The following is an 18,560-nucleotide window of genomic DNA, read 5'->3' as shown; positions in this document are numbered from 1 at the left end:
TCTAATTACATTCACGATTCATTCTGTTTACGAAAAATAATCGCATTGGCATGACCTTGCAGCTGTTCAAATTGAGCAAGTGTAGTTATGGCATCTGCATTGTTTTGTAAATCTGTTTGACTATATGAAATTAAGCTCGATTTTTTCATAAAATCATCTACATTTAAAGGTGAAGAAAATTTAGCTGTGCCTCCTGTTGGGAGTACATGATTGGGACCTGCGAAGTAATCACCAATGGCTTCCGTACTATTTTCACCTAAAAAGATAGCTCCGGCATTTTTGATTTTGCCAACATGTGAAAAAGGGTCTTCAACAATGACCTCTAAATGCTCTGGCGCAAAATCATTCACCATCTGAATCCCCGTATCTACATCTGGAACAATATATGCTGTCCCTTGATTTCGTATGGACTGCTCCGCAATTTCCTTGCGCGGCAAATTTTGAAGCTGTTTGGCAATTTCTGATTTCACCTGCATAGCAATTTCGTTTGATGTTGTAACTAAAATGGCAGAGGACATCGGGTCATGTTCAGCCTGTGATAGTAGGTCCGCTGCAACTAGATGAGGCTGTGCGGATTCATCAGCAAGAACGAGAATTTCGCTAGGACCCGCTACCATATCGATATCCACTAATCCAAAGACCTCTTTTTTCGCAAGTGCTACGAAGATATTACCTGGTCCTGTGATTTTATCGACTTTAGGGATAGATTCAGTTCCATAAGCTAGCGCTCCAATCGCTTGTGCGCCACCAATTTTATAAATTTGTTTTAGCCCGAGCTCGTTCGCTGCAATTAAAACTCCTGGATTCACTTTTCCCTCAGCATTTGGTGGTGTCACCATTACAATCTCTTCTACCCCAGCCACTTGAGCTGGAATGGCGTTCATTAATACAGAGGATGGATAGGCTGCACTTCCACCAGGTACATAAATCCCAACCATGGATAAAGGACGAATCAGCTGTCCTAGAATGGTTCCTGAAGGTTTAGTATCCATCCAGCTTTGTCTCTTTTGTTTTTCATGAAAATCTCGTATATTCTCAATTGCTGTTTTGATCGCCCCTACAAAGCTTGTCTCTGCTTGCCCGTAAGCCTCAATGATTTCTGACTTCGCTACCCTTAATTGCTCAAGCTGAACCTGGTCAAACTTTTCGGTATAGCGAAACAAGGCCTCATCCTTGTTCTCCTTCACATCCTTCAGAATCGTTTTCACCGCTTCATACTGGTCATCATTGTCATCTAAAATCGTCCTTGTAATCCTCACCTGATCCTTAACAACCTTTAGCATACTTCCTTCATCCCCCTTTATCCCTTTAAAGCATGTGGGGACTGTCCCCACATGCTTTAAAGTACTAAAATATTTATAAGACTAGAGCTGCGATAATGCCGAAAATAACTAATGGAATGTTGTAGTGTAAGAATGTTGGTACACATGTATCCCAAATGTGGTTATGCTTTCCATCTGCATTTAGACCTGATGTTGGTCCAAGTGTACTATCAGATGCTGGTGAACCTGCGTCACCAAGTGCACCTGCTGTTCCGATTAATGCTGCAATAGCCATCGGCGAAAACCCTGCTGCTGTTGCGATTGGTACATACAACGCAGCCAAGATTGGGATGGTTCCAAATGATGTTCCAATTCCAATCGTAACGACAAGCCCAACTAATAATAAGATAATAGCAATAAATAATTTACTGTCACCAAGCATACCTGAAGTCACTTCTACAAGATTTGTGACAGATCCTGTTTCTTTTAAGACATTTGAAAATCCTGATGCAACAAGCATAATGAAAGCAATCATGCCCATCATCTTAATTCCTTCAGTCATGACGCCCTCGCCCTCTTTAAACGGAACGACGAGCAATATGAACATAGCAATTAAACCAGTTAGGGCACCTAGGATTAAGTCCCCAGTCCGTATTTGTACGACAACTGCCGCTAAAATTGCCACAATCGTTAAAGCATGCTTTAACTGAAAAGTTACGTCTTGGCCCTCGAAGTCTTCCTCCACATCGTTGCTAGTTTGATAGGTACGATTTCCACGATAACTAATAAAGATAGCAATCAATAAACCAACAATCATTCCTGATCCTGGAATCAGCATGGACTTAAAGACCTCGTTCATCCCTATCTCTATGCCATTTTCCACCATGCTATCTCTAATAATTTCGTGGAAGATCAATCCAAATCCAACTGGAATCATTACATAAGGTGCCTTCAAACCAAATGTTAAAGCGGCGGCCACTCCACGTCTGTCTACCTTCATTTTGTCAAATAATGTTAGTAATGGTGGAATTAATATCGGAATAAATGCGATGTGTACAGGAACTAGGTTTTGGGATAACGAAGCAACTCCGGCAATCGTAAGGAGCATTATCCCTCTTTTTCCTTTAATAACATTAATTAATGATTTCACTAAAATCGTTGTAATTCCTGTATAGCTAATAGCTGCTGCAAATGCACCGAGAAGAACATAGCTCAAGGCTGTATTTGCACCGCCCGACATTCCTTCGACTAGTAATTCAACCGTATGAATTAAGCTTTCCCCTGATATCAAACCAGCAATCAATGCTGATATAATGATAGATACCATGACATTGACGCGTAATAAACTTAAAATAACCATAGCAAGTACTGAAACAATTACTGCTGCTGCCATAAAAAAATCTCCCTTTTCAAAATATATATCTTTTCGCTTCGTAGTTCTCTAGTTCTCTAATGTGTTAACACTTTAATATGATAAAGCATTAAAATAAAAAAATCAACCTCATTTATTAAAAAAATAATGAGGCAATTTTATACAATAATAGATAGCACTTATCTACACTTCTCTTCAAGTTGGTCAAGCAGGTTAATAAAATGATCTATGTCGTCTACTGTCATCTGATCTGGTGAGACTCCTTCAATTCGTTGCATTACGTCCTCAAGTCTCTGTCTTAATTCTAAAATTTTATCCTGTTGTTCATTCATATTCTTTCACCCTTCATCATGTAATTTCATTAGCTACTATGCTACTTTTTTCAATATAATGGTTAATCATCTAAACGCTAAGGAGGAGAAATAGCCGTGAATTCCCTGCAAGATTTTTGGAATCTAATTCAAGAATACTGGAATTCATTCGCTGATTTAAAAATTACTAAGCTGATTATTGGTGCTATAGTTACGATTATCATTGTTAAATTCATTCGCCGTGTGGTGAATACCTTCTTTAAACGCACGAACTTTATTGAAGAACGTGAAGAGAAAACCCTAGAGGCGATGATCAAATCTATTGTCCGATATACCGCAACATTCGGCTATATCATCTTTGCACTTACCGTATTTGACGTTCCCGTTACCAACCTATTAGCAGGAGCAGGTGTTGCAGGTATTGTCATTGGTTTAGGTGCACAAAGTGTCATTAGTGATTTTTTATCTGGCGTTTTCCTATTATATGAAAAACAATTGCACAAAGGCGATTTTATCACAGTTAATAACACCTTTACAGGGACAGTTGAAGATATTGGTTTACGCTTTTTAAAAATACGTGAATGGAGCGGAAAACTCATAACCATTAGTAATGGTCGGGTCAATTCCATTGAAAATTACAATATTGACCAGATGAGAATAATTGAAGATATTACAACCAGTTACCATGAGGACCCCACTCGAGTGTATCAAGTATTGGTAGATGTGTGTGTACGCCTAAATGAAGAGCTTGACCATTATCTTAAAAAAGACGTCAATGGTGAGCCATTCGAACAGTTTCAGGTATATGGAATGTCATCATTAAACGACGGCTTCCGAGGATATAAATTTACCATCATTGGGTTAACAAATGATGAAGTGTTCTTCTCAGCCGCAAAGGAAGCTCGTATGATTATTGCAGAAGCCCTTTATCAGAACAACATTCAAATGGCTATGCAACATGTTGATATAAAGTCCGCTCCCAGTGAATAACGGGTGCGGACTTTTTCCTAAATTAATTCGATTTCAACTGAAATGAAAAAGATATATGATCTTGAACAGGAAGCCATGCACCAATGCCTTGTTTGGTGACATTTCGAACCTCTAATTTTTTCTTAGAACCCTTCAATACCAAGTATACTTCCCCATATGTTACAACACCCTTTTCATTTAAAGCGGGAGCATACGCATGAAGATAACCAACGTTTTTTGATGGAACACCATAGGTTTGGTCCTTTTTCGTGCCTGTTCCGATTACGGTTTCAAAGGAGAGTGGTAAATCGGAATCACTCTGTGCCTTCAGAAGAATCATCTTCTTTACATCCTCAGCCCGATTCGTTTTGGAGGTCAGTCCTCCTTTCACCCGCTTCTCTTTCTCCTGTACATAATTTAGGGTCTTTTTCTCCTTGCCACCTAAATTATTTAAAACGTTCGTATTAATTTCCTGATACTCCCAATTCACACTAGATTCATCAGATTTATACTGAAGCGGCCAGTGTCCTAAGTAAATTTCACCACGATAGCCAAATGCGATTTTGGACGGCTTAAGGGTTGATTCATTCAGCATTTTTATAAATTCGGGATTCTCTATTTTCACTTTTGCACTATCAATCAATTCCTTCGCTAGTTCATTGGGCTCCAAATGGGTCTGGTCCTTTTTGGAGTTTGGATAAGTATTTTCTTTCGATATATTTAAAACATGGCTAGGAATCTTGTTTGGGGATTCTTCTTCATTTTTTACTTCCTTAGCTAAAAGTGCACTAGGAAAAACCATTGCTGCAATGAGGACGGTAGAAATCACAGCAAAAATATACTTTTTCATAGGTTCCATCACAACCTTTCCTTTTATTTTTTCTTATTTTTGTCATCGAAAATAAATCTATGCATAGAAATGCGTCCCAGGCAGAATTTCCTTACTAGTACATCAATTTAATACCGATTAACATGAAAATAGGATACAATGGAAGCAGTTTGTACAAAAAACGAGACAAAGGAGGATCTTATGGTTTCAACACGAGCACGCTTTTACATACTAGTCTCGCTGGTCGCCATATCAGGATTTTCACAAGGGATGCTACTACCACTCATCGCCGTAATTCTGGAGCAAAGCGGAATTTCCTCCTCTATCAACGGCATGCATGCAACAGGATTATACATAGGGGTATTAATTGCTGCTCCCTTTATGGAAAAACCGCTACAGAAAATTGGTTACAAGCCTATGATTCTGATTGGGGGCGCTTTAGTATTTACATCACTGTTCTTGTTCACCCTTTGGGAGGCATTATGGTTTTGGTTTGTTCTTCGATTAATGATAGGCATTGGGGATCACATCCTTCACTTCGGCACGCAAACCTGGATTACATCCACAGCTCAATCAGACCGGCGTGGAAGGGATATCGCGCTGTACGGTCTTTCATTTGGTGTTGGATTTACACTTGGACCACTAATGACGACTTTAATTGATATCCATGTGTCGTTACCATTTCTAATTAGTGCATTGTTAAGCTTAATTGTATGGTCGTTAATGTTTCTCGTTCGTAATGAAATTCCTGAAACTGAGGAAGATGAGGTAGATACAAGTACTAGTAGCAGCTCAATAGGACGTTTTATACAAGCTGCTAAAATTGCCTGGGTTGCTTTTTTACCCCCATTTGGCTATGGGTTTCTAGAGGCATCTCTACATGGAAATTTTCCCGTCTATGGTCTGCGTATCGGCCATGATGTAAATATTCTTTCCATTATTATTCCATGTTTTGCATTAGGAAGTATTATCTCTCAGCTTCCTTTAGGAGCCCTCAGTGATAAGATTGGCAGAAAAAAGGTCCTTTTATACGTCATCAGCGGCGGGATTGTTACCTTTTTCGTAGCATCTATTTTTGAAAACTCCGTGGTATGGTTGTTTATCACGTTCACCGTTGCCGGAATGTTTGTTGGTTCATTATTTTCACTTGGTATTTCATACATGACAGATTTACTACCCAAAAAGTTATTACCGGCTGGAAATATTTTTTGTGGCATTGCCTTTAGCACAGGAAGTATTATCGGGCCATCCATTGGCGGTATATTTATCGACCATTTCCCTAATCTATCCTTTTTTCATATTATTACTACTGCTCTTATCCTTATTTTTATAGCCATTTTGTTTAAGCGCGAAACACCAACTCAACTTGCTACAGAAAACTCATAAGTTGCATATCAAACCCCATGGATACATCAGATCCACGGGGTTTTTGTTGTTCACAAATACTACACGAAACCTTAACAACTCCTCTATACTTTTGAATTGACTCCTTTAGAATATGTGTTATTATAATAGTGATTAGATTATAATAGTTATAAATTAATAGTAATGATAATTATTATCAATAGCCAAACTGCTTGTTCATCCCTGGTTTTCAGTAACGATAATTATTATCAGTTATATAAAGGAGTTGAGAATAATGGGGATAGAATTATCCTATCCAGCTAATGAAAAACAGGACTCTAAGCATTCGATTACACCAAAATGGATGTTGAGTATTTACAAGCATATAGAATTAGCTGCTGCAATCTTTAGCGGTGTACTTATTTTAATTGCCTGGATATCAGAATCGTTTGTTGCTGACAGTATTACCATTCCTCTTTATATATCAGCTTTTATTATAGGTGGATTTGCTAAAGCCAAAGAGGGTATTGAGGAAACAATTGAGAACAAGGATTTAAACGTAGAACTCCTCATGATTATCGCTGCGATCGGATCAGCCATAATCGGTTACTGGATGGAAGGAGCCATCCTGATTTTTATCTTCGCACTAAGCGGTGCTTTAGAAACATATACGATGAACAAAAGCAAAAAAGAGATTTCTGCCTTAATGGACCTGCAGCCAGAAGAGGCCTTACGTATTACCGGTAATAAAGAAGAAGTAGTCGCTGTTTCTTCCCTTGAACTTGGAGATGAAATCCTCGTGAAAGCTGGGGAACGCGTTCCTGCTGATGGAAAAATCATAAAGGGGCAAACAGCTATAGATGAAGCTACCATTACAGGAGAATCCATGCCTGTTGATAAAGAACTTGGAGACCAGGTTTTTGCCGGTACTGTTAATTTAAGCGGCACACTTGTCGTCGAGCTAACCAAATCACCGAGCGAGAGCCTATTCCAAAAAATAATTCATTTAGTACAATCCGCAAAAAGCGAGCGCTCCCCTTCTCAGTTATTTATCGAACGTTTTGAAGGAGCATATGTAAAAATTGTTTTAGCCAGTGCCACTTTAATGATGGTACTCCCACATTATTTATTAGGCTGGAGCTGGCAGGATACATTTTATCGGGCGATGATTTTTCTCGTTGTGGCATCTCCTTGTGCCCTTGTTGCATCCATTATGCCGGTAACACTTTCAGCTATCTCCAACGGGGCGAGGAAGGGAATTTTATTTAAAGGTGGCGTACACCTAGAGAATCTCTCCAATATTAAAGCAATAGCCCTTGATAAAACTGGAACCTTAACAAACGGAAAACCTCAAGTAACAGACCTTTATCTTGATACAGACGTAAGCGAAAAAGAAATTCTAAATGTGATTGGTTCCATCGAAAGAGAGTCCACTCACCCCTTAGCAGAGGCAGTGGTAAGGTATGTTTGTGGTGAAGATATTCTAATTGATGCTGAGGTAAAAAATATGACCAATGTGAGCGGAAATGGTGTGCACGCAACAGTCGGAGAGGACAGATGGAAAATCGGGAAACCTGAATTTATTGGTATAAACGAGACTAACAAATTTCAGAACGGGATTTCTCATAAACTGGCTCAAGAGGGAAAAACCATTGTCTTTGTTTCCAAAAATGATAAGGTTGTTGCTCTTTTTGCCTTAAAGGATACGGTTCGTGATATTGCAAAAAAAGCCATCACAATTTTACAACGAGAAGGTATTAAAACAGTCATGATCACGGGTGACAATGAAACAACAGCAAAAGCCATTGCAGAGGAATGTGATATTGATGAGTACTATGCCAATTGCTTACCAGAAGAAAAAGTCGATCGATTAAAAACGCTTCAACAGAAATATGAATCTGTTGCAATGACTGGCGACGGAATTAATGATGCACCTGCTCTAGCAACTGCTAATTTAGGTATTGCGATGGGTGAAGGTACCGATGTTGCGCTTGAAACAGCAGATGTAGTTCTCATGAAAAACGACTTATCTAAAATTGCATATGCCATCTCCTTGTCTAAAAAAATGAATCGTATCATTAAGCAAAATATCGTCTTTTCCATATCCGTGATTGCCCTATTACTCCTATCCAATTTTCTACAAGCATTGAATTTACCCTTAGGAGTAATTGGACATGAAGGAAGTACAATATTGGTTATCTTAAATGGGGTACGACTATTAAAGGGGCAATAAGTTAAAAAGAGGCGTTCCACTTGGAAGGCCTCTTTTTACAACAATCCTTTTCTCTTCATTTTATATAGTGTTGCATTCATCTCTCCGCCTAAGATGATAATTAGTGCTGATAAATATAACCAAATCATAAGAACAATCACAACTCCCAAGCTGCCATAGGTGTTGCTGTAATGACCAAAGTTTTCAACATAAAATGCAAAGATTAAGGAAACCGTTTGCCAACCAAGTGTAGCAAAAATCGCTCCTGGTAGGGCTTCCGTAATCGTTACACGTTTTTCAGGCGCCAATTTATAAAGAAACGTAAAAATAACCCCCATTACGACAATGGAAATCACCCAACGCAACATTCCCCACACCTGCAAAAACTCATCATTTGCTCCAAAAAAAGAAAAAATGTATGTCCCAATCAGTTTCCCAAACACAGGCAGTAATAACGCTATTATTATGACGAAAAACATCGCCACTGTTAACACGATAGAAATCAATCTGGCTACGATAAATGACCTTGTTTCCTCAACCTCATAGGTTAAATTTATTACCCTTACTAAAGCATTGACCCCATTTGAAGCAATAAAAAGAGTAGTAATTAACCCGATAGATAACAATTGCCCATTTCTTTCCTTCATTAAATTGTCTACATTTTCCTCAATTAAGACCATCGTGTCCCCTGGTGCAAATTGTTCCACTAGAGATAGGATGTTTTCGACTGTAATGGGAATATAACCTACCAGCGTAAGCAAAAAAATAATGAAAGGAAACAGAGATAACAGAAAGAAATAGGAAAGCTGAGCAGCTCTCCCTCCAACGTCATCATCAAAATACCGTTTAAACATCCTTTTGAAAAAAAGTTTGAATTTTCGTAGCATGGTTTACACCTATGATTAATTTAGAAGTTGTGTTTCGTTATGATGAGTTGGCTTTTTTTCAATAACAGAGTCCGCCTCGTTTAATTGTTTAATAATGGCATCTGCATAATAATCAATTCCTTCAATTGTAGATCGTAAATCTTCAAAAGCTTTTGAAGGCTGCTGACGATATTCCTTCGCTTTTCCAAGCAGCTCGCGACCATATTCCTTAACCCCTTCTCTTGTTTCACGGTGAAAAAGTGAACATGCAGCGCCAATTGCAGCCCCCATTAAAACTCTACGTTTCCAATGATATTTACTCACAATCGTTCCTCCCATTTCGTTTTAATTTCTTGTAACAAATGCTCACAGCCTTCCCTCACTAGCTCGTAAACATAATCAAAGTTGCCAGTGAAATAAGGATCTGGTACATTTTCTTCCTTGGCATTTGGTACATAATCCATCAACCGTTTGACCTCAGCATTTTCGCTGGGTTGAAGTGCTTGTAAATCTTTTATATTTTGTGCATCCATTGCTATAATATATGCAAACTCGTCCCAATCAGACTTTTCAACTTGTCGAGCCTTTATTCCCTTGAAGTCGATGGAGTTTCGTGTAAGAATTTCCTGTGTCCCCTCATGCGGAGGATTCCCCACATGCCAATGACCAATCCCCGCTGAGTCTACAGTGATTTTTTCAGATAATCCTTCCTTTTCAACCAAATGCCGAAAGATTGCTTCCGCCATTGGAGACCTACAAATATTCCCTAAGCAAACAAACAATACATTAATTTTCACTCTTATCACCTACTGTTAACATTCTATTTTCCTTAAATATATCAAATAATAGCGAAAAACCGAAAAATATTTGTATTTTTTTGTAATTACACTTGACATTTTAACCGAATTTTTAGAATATTTTATATAAGGCAATTATAATTTTATTTGAGGGGGGAATCCATTGTTAGAAGCTTTACAAACATTCAATGAAAAAGGTGCAGCATTTTTAGGTGAAATTAGTAGTGTGATTTGGGGTCCACCATTATTGATTCTACTGGTTGGTACTGGACTATTTTTAACTTTTCGCTTGTTATTTTTACAATTCCGAACCTTGCCCTACGCACTAAAATTAGTCTTCCGCAAAGAGGACAGTAAGCAAGAAGGGGATATCACCCATTATCAAGCGTTAACTACAGCGCTAGCGGCAACCATTGGTACAGGTAACATTGCCGGGGTTGCTACCGCGGTAGTTGCAGGTGGACCTGGTGCCGTATTTTGGATGTGGATCACCGCGCTTGTAGGGATGGCAACGAAATATGCAGAGGCGCTCTTGGCCGTAAAATATCGGACTAAGAACTCTAAAGGTGAAATGGCCGGCGGACCGATGTATTACTTAGAAAATGGTCTAAAGAACAAAAAAGTCGGACGAGGTCTTGGTATCGCATTTGCGATTTTCGCATCACTAGCTGCATTTGGGATTGGAAATATGACCCAGTCGAACACAGCTGCTTTATCCCTTGAAGACACATTTAATATTCCTCCTTTCGTAACAGGTATCGCATTTACCATTTTAGCTGGACTTGTTATAGTTGGGGGAATTAAAGCAATCGGGAAAGTAACAGCTTTCTTCGTGCCAATTATGGCGGCATTTTATATAGCTGGTGGTCTTATTTTAATTGTTATGAACTTTGACTTAGTGGGTAATGCTTTCTCTGTTATTTTCTCGGAAGCATTTAGCCTTGAAGCAGGTTTTGGTGGTCTACTAGGGGCTGCAATCCGTTTCGGTGTTGCTCGTGGTCTATTCTCTAACGAAGCAGGTCTCGGTTCTGCACCAATTGCCGCGGCTGCCGCTAAAACGGACTACCCTGCACGTCAAGCATTGGTATCCATGACACAGGTATTTATTGATACAATTGTGGTTTGTACCATCACAGGTCTTACCATCGTTATGGCTGGCCAATATGGAGGCGGCATGGATAGCTCCGTATTAACAAGTGCATCCTTCGCTCAATTCCTAGGTGAAGCCGGAACCTATATCGTAACCTTAGGTGTTCTATTCTTTACCTTCTCAACTATTCTTGGTTGGTCATATTATGGGGAAAGAGCATTTGGATACTTAGTAGGAGATAAAGGTGTTCAAGTTTATCGTTATGTTTTCGTTCTATTTATCTTCATCGGTGCAGTAGTTACTGTGGATGTTGTGTTCACCTTCTCCGATGTGATGAACGGCTTAATGGCCTTTCCAAACTTAGTGGGACTCTTAGCTCTATCTGGTGTTGTTGTAGCTGAGACGAACCACTTTATGAAGATTGCTAAGAAAGAGAAGGAACAGCAGAAATCGGGTAATGTTTCTACAGATGCATAAGAGTTTTTAGTTTGAGGGGCTGTCTCAGGTGAGGCGGCTCTTTTTTTGTGTGGGAACGGGGGTGGGGCTTGCTCGCCGGGATAAGTTTGGGATGGATCGGGGCCGGGATGCTGAAGATTAACATGTTTTGATGAACATCCATATTGTTATGCTGAAGGTGGTTCTTTTTGCTGAAGTTTCACTAGCTTCGGCTAAAGATTCCTCGGCTTTTGATGATGTTACGGTGAAGATGCTATAGTTGGCAACGCCTTTGCTAAAGTCCGGGGGCGCTAGCTGGAATGCTGAAGATGAGCATCGTTTTGATGAACATCCAGGTCGATATGCTGAAGTCAGCTCTGTTTGCTGTAGTTGCACCGGTTCCAGCTAAAGATCGTTCCCCTTTTGCTAATGTTTACGGTAAAGATGCTATAGTCGGAGACGCTTTTGCTAAAGTCCGGGGGCGCTAGCTGGAATGCTGAAGATGAGCATCGTTTTGATGAACATCCAGGTCGATATGCTGAAGTCAGCTCTGTTTGCTGTAGTTGCACCGGTTTCAGCTAAAGGTCGTTCCCCTTTTGCTAATGTTTACGGTAAAGATGCTATAGTCGGAGACGCTTTTGCTAAAGTCCGGGGGCGCTAGCTGGAATGCTGAAGATGAGCATCGTTTTGATGAACATCCAGGTCGATATGCTGAAGTCAGCTCTGTTTGCTGTAGTTGCACCGGTTCCAGCTAAAGATCGTTCCCCTTTTGCTAATGTTTACGGTAAAGATGCTATAGTCGGAGACGCTTTTGCTAAAGTCCGGACACTCTCATCTTGTGCCGCACTCACAAAAGTCCAGGCACCCACCTAAATGCTAAACTCTCCTCACTAAAAAAGAGCTATCCCACTCTGGAATAGCCCCCTTAGCAGCAAGCATTAGTGAACTGCTTTTTCTTCATATACAGATGCTGTTCTCTCATAGTCATTGGTCACTTCGACCTCGACGGATGCTGGAATAGATACTTTTGGTCGGAAGTTTGTTTGCTTGTAGAACATGCCGGATTGATAGTCTCCACGAAGTAACTGGACGTATAAAGTGTTACCCGTCTTTACCATTTGGGCTATGTCCTCTTCTGCTATGTTATCGGCATTTTCCATTGAAGTTTCATAGCTTCCGAAAATCACTAGGTCTCCTTTATCACTTTCGAGCACTTCTGGTTGATCATAATCTGTTATCAGTACAACTTTTTCAATATCATCAGAAAGGTCATATTCAATCTGAGGCAAAGCCCCAGTCTGAACCTCCTCGGAAATTGATGCTTTAACCTGATCAACAATGCCAAATGAACTCAAAAGATAGAATCCAATGCCAATAAATCCAATGACAGTAACAAATATAATAGAGAGAAAATCAAATTTTAAAAATGGTAGCTTTTCTTTGGAAATAAAGAGATAAAGCAATATCTCAAGGCCTACTGTAATCAGAACCACAGGCCACCAGGTCAGCGCAACCTGGACTAAATCAATATTGCCTGCAAAATTTGATAGTAGTAGCGTGATTCCTAATACAAGTAGAAGAATCCCCATCGAAAATGTTCCAATACGCCATTCCCTCATTGCTGCTCTCCTCCTTTCACTTTTGATCCCATGAGTAGCTTAATTCCGCCCCCGATAAGTAATAAACATACAACACCAATTTGCAGATATCGATAATAGTAATAGCGGATATCAAAGGCAAAATGTTGATAGAAATATTCCCCTAATGCTGGAACTAAAATGGAATCGAAAATAAAGAAGACTCCTAGTACAATCAACCCGATTCCTAGCCAGCGACGATGGTTTACAAAATATTTAATGACAGGAACATCTTTTGCTTCGCCTACTTCATGACGCGACTGCTGTTGTAGTGCATCGAAAAAGCTAAAGAACCAGATTACAGGTATCAAAAAGAGAAAGAGAGACATACGTAAAATATCTAATACGTAAATGGATAGAACGAATCCAATCATTAGCTGTAATCCTCTTTGCTGTAGTCCTAAATACATGTGGCCCGCACCAGGGAAAATCGATAATACGGTGGTAATCGCCTTGCTTTTTCGGCCACTTTCACGATGTCGTTCTAAATCCTCCATAATGGAACGGTCTTCTAGCGCTTCACCTTTTTGCTTTTTATTTAATAACTGAATTGTATCGAACAAGCTATAGATCCAGATAATGGGTAAGGCGAGGACAAAAATCAAAAATCCTTCCTGATGGGTTAAGATGGTGACAAATAAAATCATCGTACCTAAACCGAAGAAACCTGCTAAAAAAGTTAACCCTCGGTAGTTTAATCCTAAATGAAAATGTCCTACACCTGGGATAAAGGATAGTACAATCGTTAAGAAACGCTCTTGAGAATCTGTATTTATTGGTTGATTTTCTTGGTCATCCACGTTCTGGTCAGGCATGGCGGTATGATTTGTTTTATTCGCTATACCTGATCCTATTAATAACGTCATAACCATATCAATCATATTGATAATCCAAATGAACAGCATGCCAGCTAAAAGTAATGCTATAATTTGGCCTTCATAAGGAGCCATAACTAACATAATAAAGGCAAGCCCGGCCGCACCGCCAAATCCTAGCGCATACAGAACCCCTCGTACTCTACGCTGCAAATAAATATGTCCAAACCCCGGAATAAACGCCAGCAAAAAGGCAAATAAACGTGATTTATTCATTCTCTTGTTCCCCCTCTCTTTGGTCGAATTGTGCAAATAAATCTATTTCCATTAATTGTTCTGAAAATGGCTTGCTTTCCTTATCTATTTGATCACTAAGGTTAAATATCATTTGAAACACTCCTGTAAACATTAAAATAATCGTTAAGCCAGCTGCTAGAAAATAGTTTCTAAGCGTTTTATTGCGATGGTCTTTGGAAGTTGAGAATTGATTTTTTTCGGATACTGATGGTTGCACCTTTTGAAGTAATTCCATCGTCTCGTCGGTAAATGAATCGGAAACAGAAAAGTCAATCGTCCAATCGTCAATGATATTCAAATACGATTCAAAGCACGATTCACATTCGCTAAGGTGTTCGTCAATCTTCAGTTGCTCCTGTTCGTCAACCCGGGTCTCGACGTACTTTTGCAACAGCTCACGATCTATATGCTCCGTCATGAAAAATCATCCTCCTTCCAATATTGTTTCATCCACTTTCTAGCTCGATAAAGTCTCATTTCGACTGTTTTCTCTGCCATATCTAATTTCTTTGCAATTTCGGCATACGATTTTTCCCGTATATAGTAGTCATATACAACATCGCGGTAATTCGCTGGCATAGAGTGAATAGCATCCTGAACTCTTATCTTTTGATTCCTTGAAAGCATTTCATTCTCGGCACTCTGCTCTTGTTGAATGTGCAAGATGGGTTCATCAAAAGAGGTTAAGTCCTCCTGCCTTCGTTTTTTCTTCCTAAAGGAATCAATGGCTGTGTTGTGGGCAATCCGACTTATCCACGTTTTAAAACCTTGTGATTGATACGAGGGGAGAGCATCAATAATTTTTAAGAAGGTTTCTTGGGTCAAGTCTTCAGCCTCTTGCACGTCTTTGGCTACACTGAAGGTAACTTTGAAAATATGATGTTTGTATTTCTCAATCAACATCCGTAAAGCTTGCTGGTTACCTTCCTTCACTTTTTGGATTAATGGTTCGTCTTGTATGATGCTCCCCCTCCCTTCTTACGCTTTCCACAATAATAGACGTCTTCTTCGCAAGAAAACCCTACACATTTGAAAAAATTTATCTTAAAGAAAACTTGGCTAGTGCCAAGCCGAAGGCGCCGGCGATTGCCTAGTTGCACTTATACTATCTACCTAATTAACATATAAATTCTGATAGTATAAAAAATAAACTGACTAAGATCTCCTTAGTCAGCACTCATTATCTGTATTATCCTGTTAATCTGCCAATGGTGCAATACATGTTTCTCCTTCATTTCTGGCATTGTTCACGTATGTACTTACCTCGTAGGCTGTAAGCTCTTCATTTGGTAACTGAAGTAAGAACTCTTTCATTTCCTCAGGTTGTTTGGGTCCATTTTGAATCCATTCTAGCTCCTGTTCCTTTGGCAAAATGACTGGCATTCGGTTGTGAATTTCCGCCATGAATTCATTCGGTTGTTTTGTTAAAACCGTACAAGTCACCATTTCCTCTTCATCCTTTTGCCAGCGGTCCCATAGACCAGCAAATGCAAAAAGCTTGCGGTCCTGTAATGAAATCCGAAGCGGTTGTTTTTCTTTGCCGACCTTTTTCCATTCGTAAAAGCTATCAGCTACAATTAAACATCTCCTTCGTTCCATTAACCGTTTGAAGCTGGGCTTTTCCGCAGCCGTTTCCGTTCGTGCGTTTATCATTTTATAGCCTATAGAGGGATCCTTTGCCCAGGATGGAACGAGTCCCCACTTAAGGTAGCCTGCACGATTCTCTTCCCCATCATGAACAATAGCAAGAACAGATTGACCTGGTGCGATGTTATATCGTGGTTGATAGTCTTCTATTTTATGGCCAAGACCAAAAGCCTCCAAAATTTCTAACTCTTCAGCTAGCAAAGTAAAACGACCACACATTTCCATCACTCCTCACTTTGTTTTGATTGTTGAATCGCCTCAACAATTTGACCTTCACTCCGTTTGGCAAGTTCATCTAAACTAAGCTCCTCTACCTCCTTAGCTGAAATAGGTTCGCAAATGGTGAGCTTAATATGGGAAGGTTTAATAAATCCTCGGTTGGCTTCCATTACCTTATAGGTTCCGTGAATGGCAACAGGGACAACGGGTACACCAGCTTTTTTAGCTAAGCGAAAGCTCCCCGCTTTAAAGGTATTCGGTACATCCTGCTGACTTCTCGTCCCCTCGGGAAAAATCGTGAGCGAATGACCTGATTTTAAAACATCTATCCCCTGTCGAAATGCTTTTACAGATTGTCGCTTATCGTTTCGATCCAAAAACACACAATGCATCTGCTTCATCCACGTTCGAACGATAGGAATTTTCTTTACTTCTATTTTAGAGATAAATCCAAACGGTTTATCCAAAACACCTAATAAAAGTGGAATATCTACATTCCCTTGATGATTCGCGACAATTAGGACTGGCCCTTGAGGAAAATTCTGATTGCCTACAACATCTACTTTTGAACCAGTATACCAAAGGGTTTTTTGTCCAAATTTTCTTGGAACCTTAAAAATAATTTCATCCAATTGTTCTGGTGTTAACGATTGACGATTTATCTTTTTCACCTTTTGTAAAGGGAACACACATAGCAAGACAAAGATAACTGCATTCAAATATGTCCATATCGTCCTCATCCTATTCTCCTCCCGATGTTTCTTTCTATCTCCCTATGTTAAAATATGATTATTCTGTTATTCTATATTCTACATGGTTATGAGAAAAGAAGGAAAGGAAATTGGTCGATGCTGAATTCTTTTATTGAAAAAACTGACGTGATTATTTTTGATTTAGACGGAACGCTATACGAAGGGGACGGACATTTTTCCCTCATGGTTGAGAACTTGAAAAAGCGCCTGCCCGAGGAACACCATCAAGACTTTGATCAGCTGTATAAACAATCCCTTGCTGGCGAGCACTCCCTAACCATCGGGAAGGTTTACGACATACAAGAGGATGTCATTTGGACGTGGAATCCATTTACAACAGAGCTTACCGTTGCTCATAATTGGGATAATGAAGTTGTAGAAATAGAGGATGCACCAAAAAAATTGTCTGTATCTGAATTTGACTATAAGCGATTTGTTCCAATTGGTGATGGCTGGTGGCCACCTTATTCCATCGCTCGTCATTTTGGATTAAAAAATGATGATACCGAATGGGCCTATCACCGCACGAAGGAACAGATGGCAAACTTAGATGGCTTTTTAGAGCCTACCCCTGGCTTGAGAGGATACTTAGAAGAGTTAGCTAAGACGAAAAAACTTGTTTTGATCACAAATAGTGAGATTAATGATGTTCATCGTCTACTGAAGTTTTTAGGTTTAGATCATATCTTTTCTGATATTGTACCTAGTGCTTTGAAACCAAAGAATACGAACAAGCACTTTGAAGAGGTTTTGACCCGTTACGATGTCAAGCCAGAACAAGTACTATCTATTGGGGACAACTTTATGAATGAGGTTGCACCAGCATTACAGTTGGGTATGTATTCTGTGTGGTTAACCACGTCAGAGGATGTACCTGTAGAGGACAAGAAATTCGCTAAGATTCGAACCTTAGCTCAAAACTAATAAAGAAAACTTGGCTATCGCCAAGCCGTAAGGCGCCGGCGATTGCCTAGTTGCACTATACTATCTACCGATTGAACAACAAATTCTGATAGTACGAAAAAGGCCTCCACTTTGGGGGCCTTTTCTATATACCTTTTAATCCATTCCGGATAAATTGTATCGTATATTCAATTTCTGTCTCATCATCCCATGGATAATCTGGCATGACAATAAAACGCGTGATTAAAAAGCCTATAATGGTTGTCATCGTTAACCGTAAAACCGTTTCTGTTGGTATATCCCCTATTTGACGTGCTCCCCTAAGTTGGTCAACCACCTGTTTAAACCGCGGTAAAACCTTGCTCACAAATACACGTTTATATTGTTCCTGTAGCTCAGGATGGAAAGCCATTTCCTGTAACATGATTCTAAGTAATGGAACGTTATTTTTAACAAACTGATAGCGATTGGATATGAGATTTTTTAATAACGGTTCAATTTCTTCAATCTCGTCTTGATCAAATACATCCTGAACAAACTTTTCCGCAAAAAATGGAACAACAAATCTCGTAATGGCGGGGCTCACAATCGAAATGAGCAAATCCTTTTTCGTTTTATAATGACGGAAAATGGTTCCCTCAGCCACACCTGCACGTTTAGCTATTTCACTAGTAGATGTAGCTGCATACCCTTTTTCTGCAAAGATTTCAATAGCCGCTTGAATGATTTGGGCCTGCTTTGGTGTTAATTTCTGATCTGTTGCATCCATTAATTCATGAATAAAATTCTGTTGCTCCACTTCA

The 18,560-nt window shown here is 39.5% G+C and carries 22 protein-coding genes; 8 read left to right on the top strand and 14 right to left on the bottom strand.

All coding sequences use genetic code 11. The features are described from left to right. Positions 1-11: 11 nt before the first annotated feature. From hisD to GH754_RS19485, 3 genes are all read right to left on the bottom strand, one after another. On the bottom strand, positions 12-1,283 hold the full coding sequence (gene hisD / locus GH754_RS14170) for a histidinol dehydrogenase (RefSeq protein WP_153729343.1): 1,272 nt from the start codon (positions 1,281-1,283) through the stop codon (positions 12-14). Between the two features lie 73 nt (positions 1,284-1,356). Continuing rightward, the gene (locus tag GH754_RS14165) at positions 1,357-2,655 is read right to left on the bottom strand and encodes a Na+/H+ antiporter family protein (protein ID WP_153729342.1); all 1,299 of its coding nucleotides are present in this window, start codon (positions 2,653-2,655) and stop codon (positions 1,357-1,359) included. Between the two features lie 158 nt (positions 2,656-2,813). Beyond that, entirely contained in the window at positions 2,814-2,966 is a 153-nt protein-coding gene (locus GH754_RS19485) for an SE1561 family protein (RefSeq protein ID WP_194841366.1), read from the bottom strand. Positions 2,967-3,092: 126 nt separating this feature from the next. Here GH754_RS19485 and GH754_RS14160 point away from each other — a divergent pair, with 126 nt between their 5' ends. Next, a complete protein-coding gene (locus tag GH754_RS14160) occupies positions 3,093-3,935 on the top strand; it encodes a mechanosensitive ion channel family protein (RefSeq protein ID WP_407690674.1) in 843 nt (280 codons plus the stop codon). A 22-nt stretch (positions 3,936-3,957) separates the two neighbouring features. On the opposite strand, the gene GH754_RS14155 is transcribed toward GH754_RS14160, so the two are convergent. Then, a complete protein-coding gene (locus tag GH754_RS14155; protein ID WP_153729443.1) occupies positions 3,958-4,764 on the bottom strand; it encodes a YfkD famly protein in 807 nt (268 codons plus the stop codon). 180 nt (positions 4,765-4,944) lie between these two features. Here GH754_RS14155 and GH754_RS14150 point away from each other — a divergent pair, with 180 nt between their 5' ends. Both GH754_RS14150 and GH754_RS14145 read left to right on the top strand, forming a co-directional pair. After that, on the top strand, positions 4,945-6,129 hold the full coding sequence (locus GH754_RS14150) for an MFS transporter (protein ID WP_153729341.1): 1,185 nt from the start codon (positions 4,945-4,947) through the stop codon (positions 6,127-6,129). Positions 6,130-6,382: 253 nt separating this feature from the next. After that, positions 6,383-8,320, top strand: a complete 1,938-nt coding sequence (locus GH754_RS14145) for a heavy metal translocating P-type ATPase (RefSeq protein ID WP_407690673.1) — start codon at positions 6,383-6,385, stop codon at positions 8,318-8,320. Positions 8,321-8,355: 35 nt separating this feature from the next. On the opposite strand, the gene GH754_RS14140 is transcribed toward GH754_RS14145, so the two are convergent. From GH754_RS14140 to GH754_RS14130, 3 genes are read right to left on the bottom strand one after another with little or no spacing between them, the layout of a single operon-like run. Further along, positions 8,356-9,186 (bottom strand): YihY/virulence factor BrkB family protein, encoded by an 831-nt coding sequence (locus tag GH754_RS14140; RefSeq protein WP_153729340.1) that lies wholly within the window; start codon positions 9,184-9,186, stop codon positions 8,356-8,358. A gap of 15 nt (positions 9,187-9,201) precedes the next feature. Beyond that, the gene (locus GH754_RS14135) at positions 9,202-9,489 is read right to left on the bottom strand and encodes a YtxH domain-containing protein (RefSeq protein WP_153729339.1); all 288 of its coding nucleotides are present in this window, start codon (positions 9,487-9,489) and stop codon (positions 9,202-9,204) included. Then, entirely contained in the window at positions 9,486-9,956 is a 471-nt protein-coding gene (locus GH754_RS14130) for a low molecular weight protein-tyrosine-phosphatase (RefSeq protein WP_323742042.1), read from the bottom strand. Before GH754_RS14130 ends, GH754_RS14135 begins: the two co-directional genes overlap by 4 nt. A gap of 169 nt (positions 9,957-10,125) precedes the next feature. Between GH754_RS14130 and GH754_RS14125 the strand changes: the two genes are divergently transcribed. The 4 genes from GH754_RS14125 (at position 10,126) to GH754_RS14110 (ending at position 12,360) form a co-directional block, all read left to right on the top strand. Next, positions 10,126-11,529: an alanine/glycine:cation symporter family protein gene (locus GH754_RS14125; protein ID WP_153729337.1), complete on the top strand. Its 1,404-nt coding sequence runs from the start codon at positions 10,126-10,128 to the stop codon at positions 11,527-11,529. Positions 11,530-11,807: 278 nt separating this feature from the next. Next, positions 11,808-11,975 carry a hypothetical protein gene (locus GH754_RS14120; RefSeq protein ID WP_153729336.1) on the top strand — a complete coding sequence of 56 codons (168 nt, stop codon included), beginning with the start codon at positions 11,808-11,810 and terminating at the stop codon, positions 11,973-11,975. 5 nt (positions 11,976-11,980) lie between these two features. Beyond that, on the top strand, positions 11,981-12,148 hold the full coding sequence (locus GH754_RS14115) for a hypothetical protein (protein WP_153729335.1): 168 nt from the start codon (positions 11,981-11,983) through the stop codon (positions 12,146-12,148). 5 nt (positions 12,149-12,153) lie between these two features. Next, positions 12,154-12,360 carry a hypothetical protein gene (locus GH754_RS14110; RefSeq protein ID WP_153729334.1) on the top strand — a complete coding sequence of 69 codons (207 nt, stop codon included), beginning with the start codon at positions 12,154-12,156 and terminating at the stop codon, positions 12,358-12,360. Positions 12,361-12,425: 65 nt separating this feature from the next. On the opposite strand, the gene GH754_RS14105 is transcribed toward GH754_RS14110, so the two are convergent. The 6 genes from GH754_RS14105 to GH754_RS14080 all read right to left on the bottom strand — a co-directional run bounded on the left by GH754_RS14105 (position 12,426) and on the right by GH754_RS14080 (position 16,842). Further along, positions 12,426-13,106 (bottom strand): hypothetical protein, encoded by a 681-nt coding sequence (locus GH754_RS14105; RefSeq protein ID WP_153729333.1) that lies wholly within the window; start codon positions 13,104-13,106, stop codon positions 12,426-12,428. Beyond that, positions 13,103-14,215, bottom strand: a complete 1,113-nt coding sequence (locus tag GH754_RS14100) for a hypothetical protein (protein WP_153729332.1) — start codon at positions 14,213-14,215, stop codon at positions 13,103-13,105. Before GH754_RS14100 ends, GH754_RS14105 begins: the two co-directional genes overlap by 4 nt. Then, entirely contained in the window at positions 14,208-14,654 is a 447-nt protein-coding gene (locus tag GH754_RS14095; RefSeq protein ID WP_153729331.1) for an anti-sigma factor family protein, read from the bottom strand. Before GH754_RS14095 ends, GH754_RS14100 begins: the two co-directional genes overlap by 8 nt. After that, positions 14,651-15,169, bottom strand: coding sequence for an RNA polymerase sigma factor (locus GH754_RS14090; protein ID WP_323742030.1), 519 nt, complete (start codon positions 15,167-15,169; stop codon positions 14,651-14,653). The genes GH754_RS14095 and GH754_RS14090 overlap by 4 nt, the downstream gene beginning before the upstream one ends. A gap of 264 nt (positions 15,170-15,433) precedes the next feature. After that, complete coding sequence (locus GH754_RS14085; protein WP_153729329.1) at positions 15,434-16,102, bottom strand: SOS response-associated peptidase; 669 nt, start codon at positions 16,100-16,102, stop codon at positions 15,434-15,436. Positions 16,103-16,107: 5 nt separating this feature from the next. Then, positions 16,108-16,842, bottom strand: coding sequence for a lysophospholipid acyltransferase family protein (locus GH754_RS14080; protein WP_153729328.1), 735 nt, complete (start codon positions 16,840-16,842; stop codon positions 16,108-16,110). A gap of 108 nt (positions 16,843-16,950) precedes the next feature. Here GH754_RS14080 and GH754_RS14075 point away from each other — a divergent pair, with 108 nt between their 5' ends. After that, positions 16,951-17,778, top strand: a complete 828-nt coding sequence (locus GH754_RS14075; protein ID WP_194841365.1) for an HAD family hydrolase — start codon at positions 16,951-16,953, stop codon at positions 17,776-17,778. Positions 17,779-17,902: 124 nt separating this feature from the next. Here the strand turns inward: GH754_RS14075 and GH754_RS14070 are convergent, their stop codons facing one another. Beyond that, on the bottom strand, positions 17,903-18,556 hold the full coding sequence (locus GH754_RS14070; RefSeq protein ID WP_323742029.1) for a TetR/AcrR family transcriptional regulator: 654 nt from the start codon (positions 18,554-18,556) through the stop codon (positions 17,903-17,905). Between the last annotated feature and the right edge of the window lie 4 nt (positions 18,557-18,560).

Source organism: Salinibacillus xinjiangensis (assembly GCF_009649735.1).
GTDB classification, from domain to species: Bacteria; Bacillota; Bacilli; order Bacillales; family Alkalibacillaceae; genus Salinibacillus; species Salinibacillus xinjiangensis.
The sequence above is the reverse complement of the archived record's forward strand: the minus strand, read 5'-3'. Positions and strand labels throughout refer to the sequence as shown.

Coding starts and splice junctions, on each gene's coding strand:
- hisD (WP_153729343.1), bottom strand. CDS start 1,283: ATGCTAAAGGTTGTTAAGGATCAGGTGAGGATTACAAGGACGATTTTA.
- GH754_RS14165 (WP_153729342.1), bottom strand. CDS start 2,655: ATGGCAGCAGCAGTAATTGTTTCAGTACTTGCTATGGTTATTTTAAGT.
- GH754_RS19485 (WP_194841366.1), bottom strand. CDS start 2,966: ATGAATGAACAACAGGATAAAATTTTAGAATTAAGACAGAGACTTGAG.
- GH754_RS14155 (WP_153729443.1), bottom strand. CDS start 4,764: ATGAAAAAGTATATTTTTGCTGTGATTTCTACCGTCCTCATTGCAGCA.
- GH754_RS14150 (WP_153729341.1), top strand. CDS start 4,945: ATGGTTTCAACACGAGCACGCTTTTACATACTAGTCTCGCTGGTCGCC.
- GH754_RS14145 (WP_407690673.1), top strand. CDS start 6,383: ATGGGGATAGAATTATCCTATCCAGCTAATGAAAAACAGGACTCTAAG.
- GH754_RS14140 (WP_153729340.1), bottom strand. CDS start 9,186: ATGCTACGAAAATTCAAACTTTTTTTCAAAAGGATGTTTAAACGGTAT.
- GH754_RS14120 (WP_153729336.1), top strand. CDS start 11,808: ATGCTGAAGATGAGCATCGTTTTGATGAACATCCAGGTCGATATGCTG.
- GH754_RS14115 (WP_153729335.1), top strand. CDS start 11,981: ATGCTGAAGATGAGCATCGTTTTGATGAACATCCAGGTCGATATGCTG.
- GH754_RS14110 (WP_153729334.1), top strand. CDS start 12,154: ATGCTGAAGATGAGCATCGTTTTGATGAACATCCAGGTCGATATGCTG.
- GH754_RS14105 (WP_153729333.1), bottom strand. CDS start 13,106: ATGAGGGAATGGCGTATTGGAACATTTTCGATGGGGATTCTTCTACTT.
- GH754_RS14100 (WP_153729332.1), bottom strand. CDS start 14,215: ATGAATAAATCACGTTTATTTGCCTTTTTGCTGGCGTTTATTCCGGGG.
- GH754_RS14095 (WP_153729331.1), bottom strand. CDS start 14,654: ATGACGGAGCATATAGATCGTGAGCTGTTGCAAAAGTACGTCGAGACC.
- GH754_RS14085 (WP_153729329.1), bottom strand. CDS start 16,102: ATGTGTGGTCGTTTTACTTTGCTAGCTGAAGAGTTAGAAATTTTGGAG.
- GH754_RS14080 (WP_153729328.1), bottom strand. CDS start 16,842: ATGAGGACGATATGGACATATTTGAATGCAGTTATCTTTGTCTTGCTA.
- GH754_RS14075 (WP_194841365.1), top strand. CDS start 16,951: ATGCTGAATTCTTTTATTGAAAAAACTGACGTGATTATTTTTGATTTA.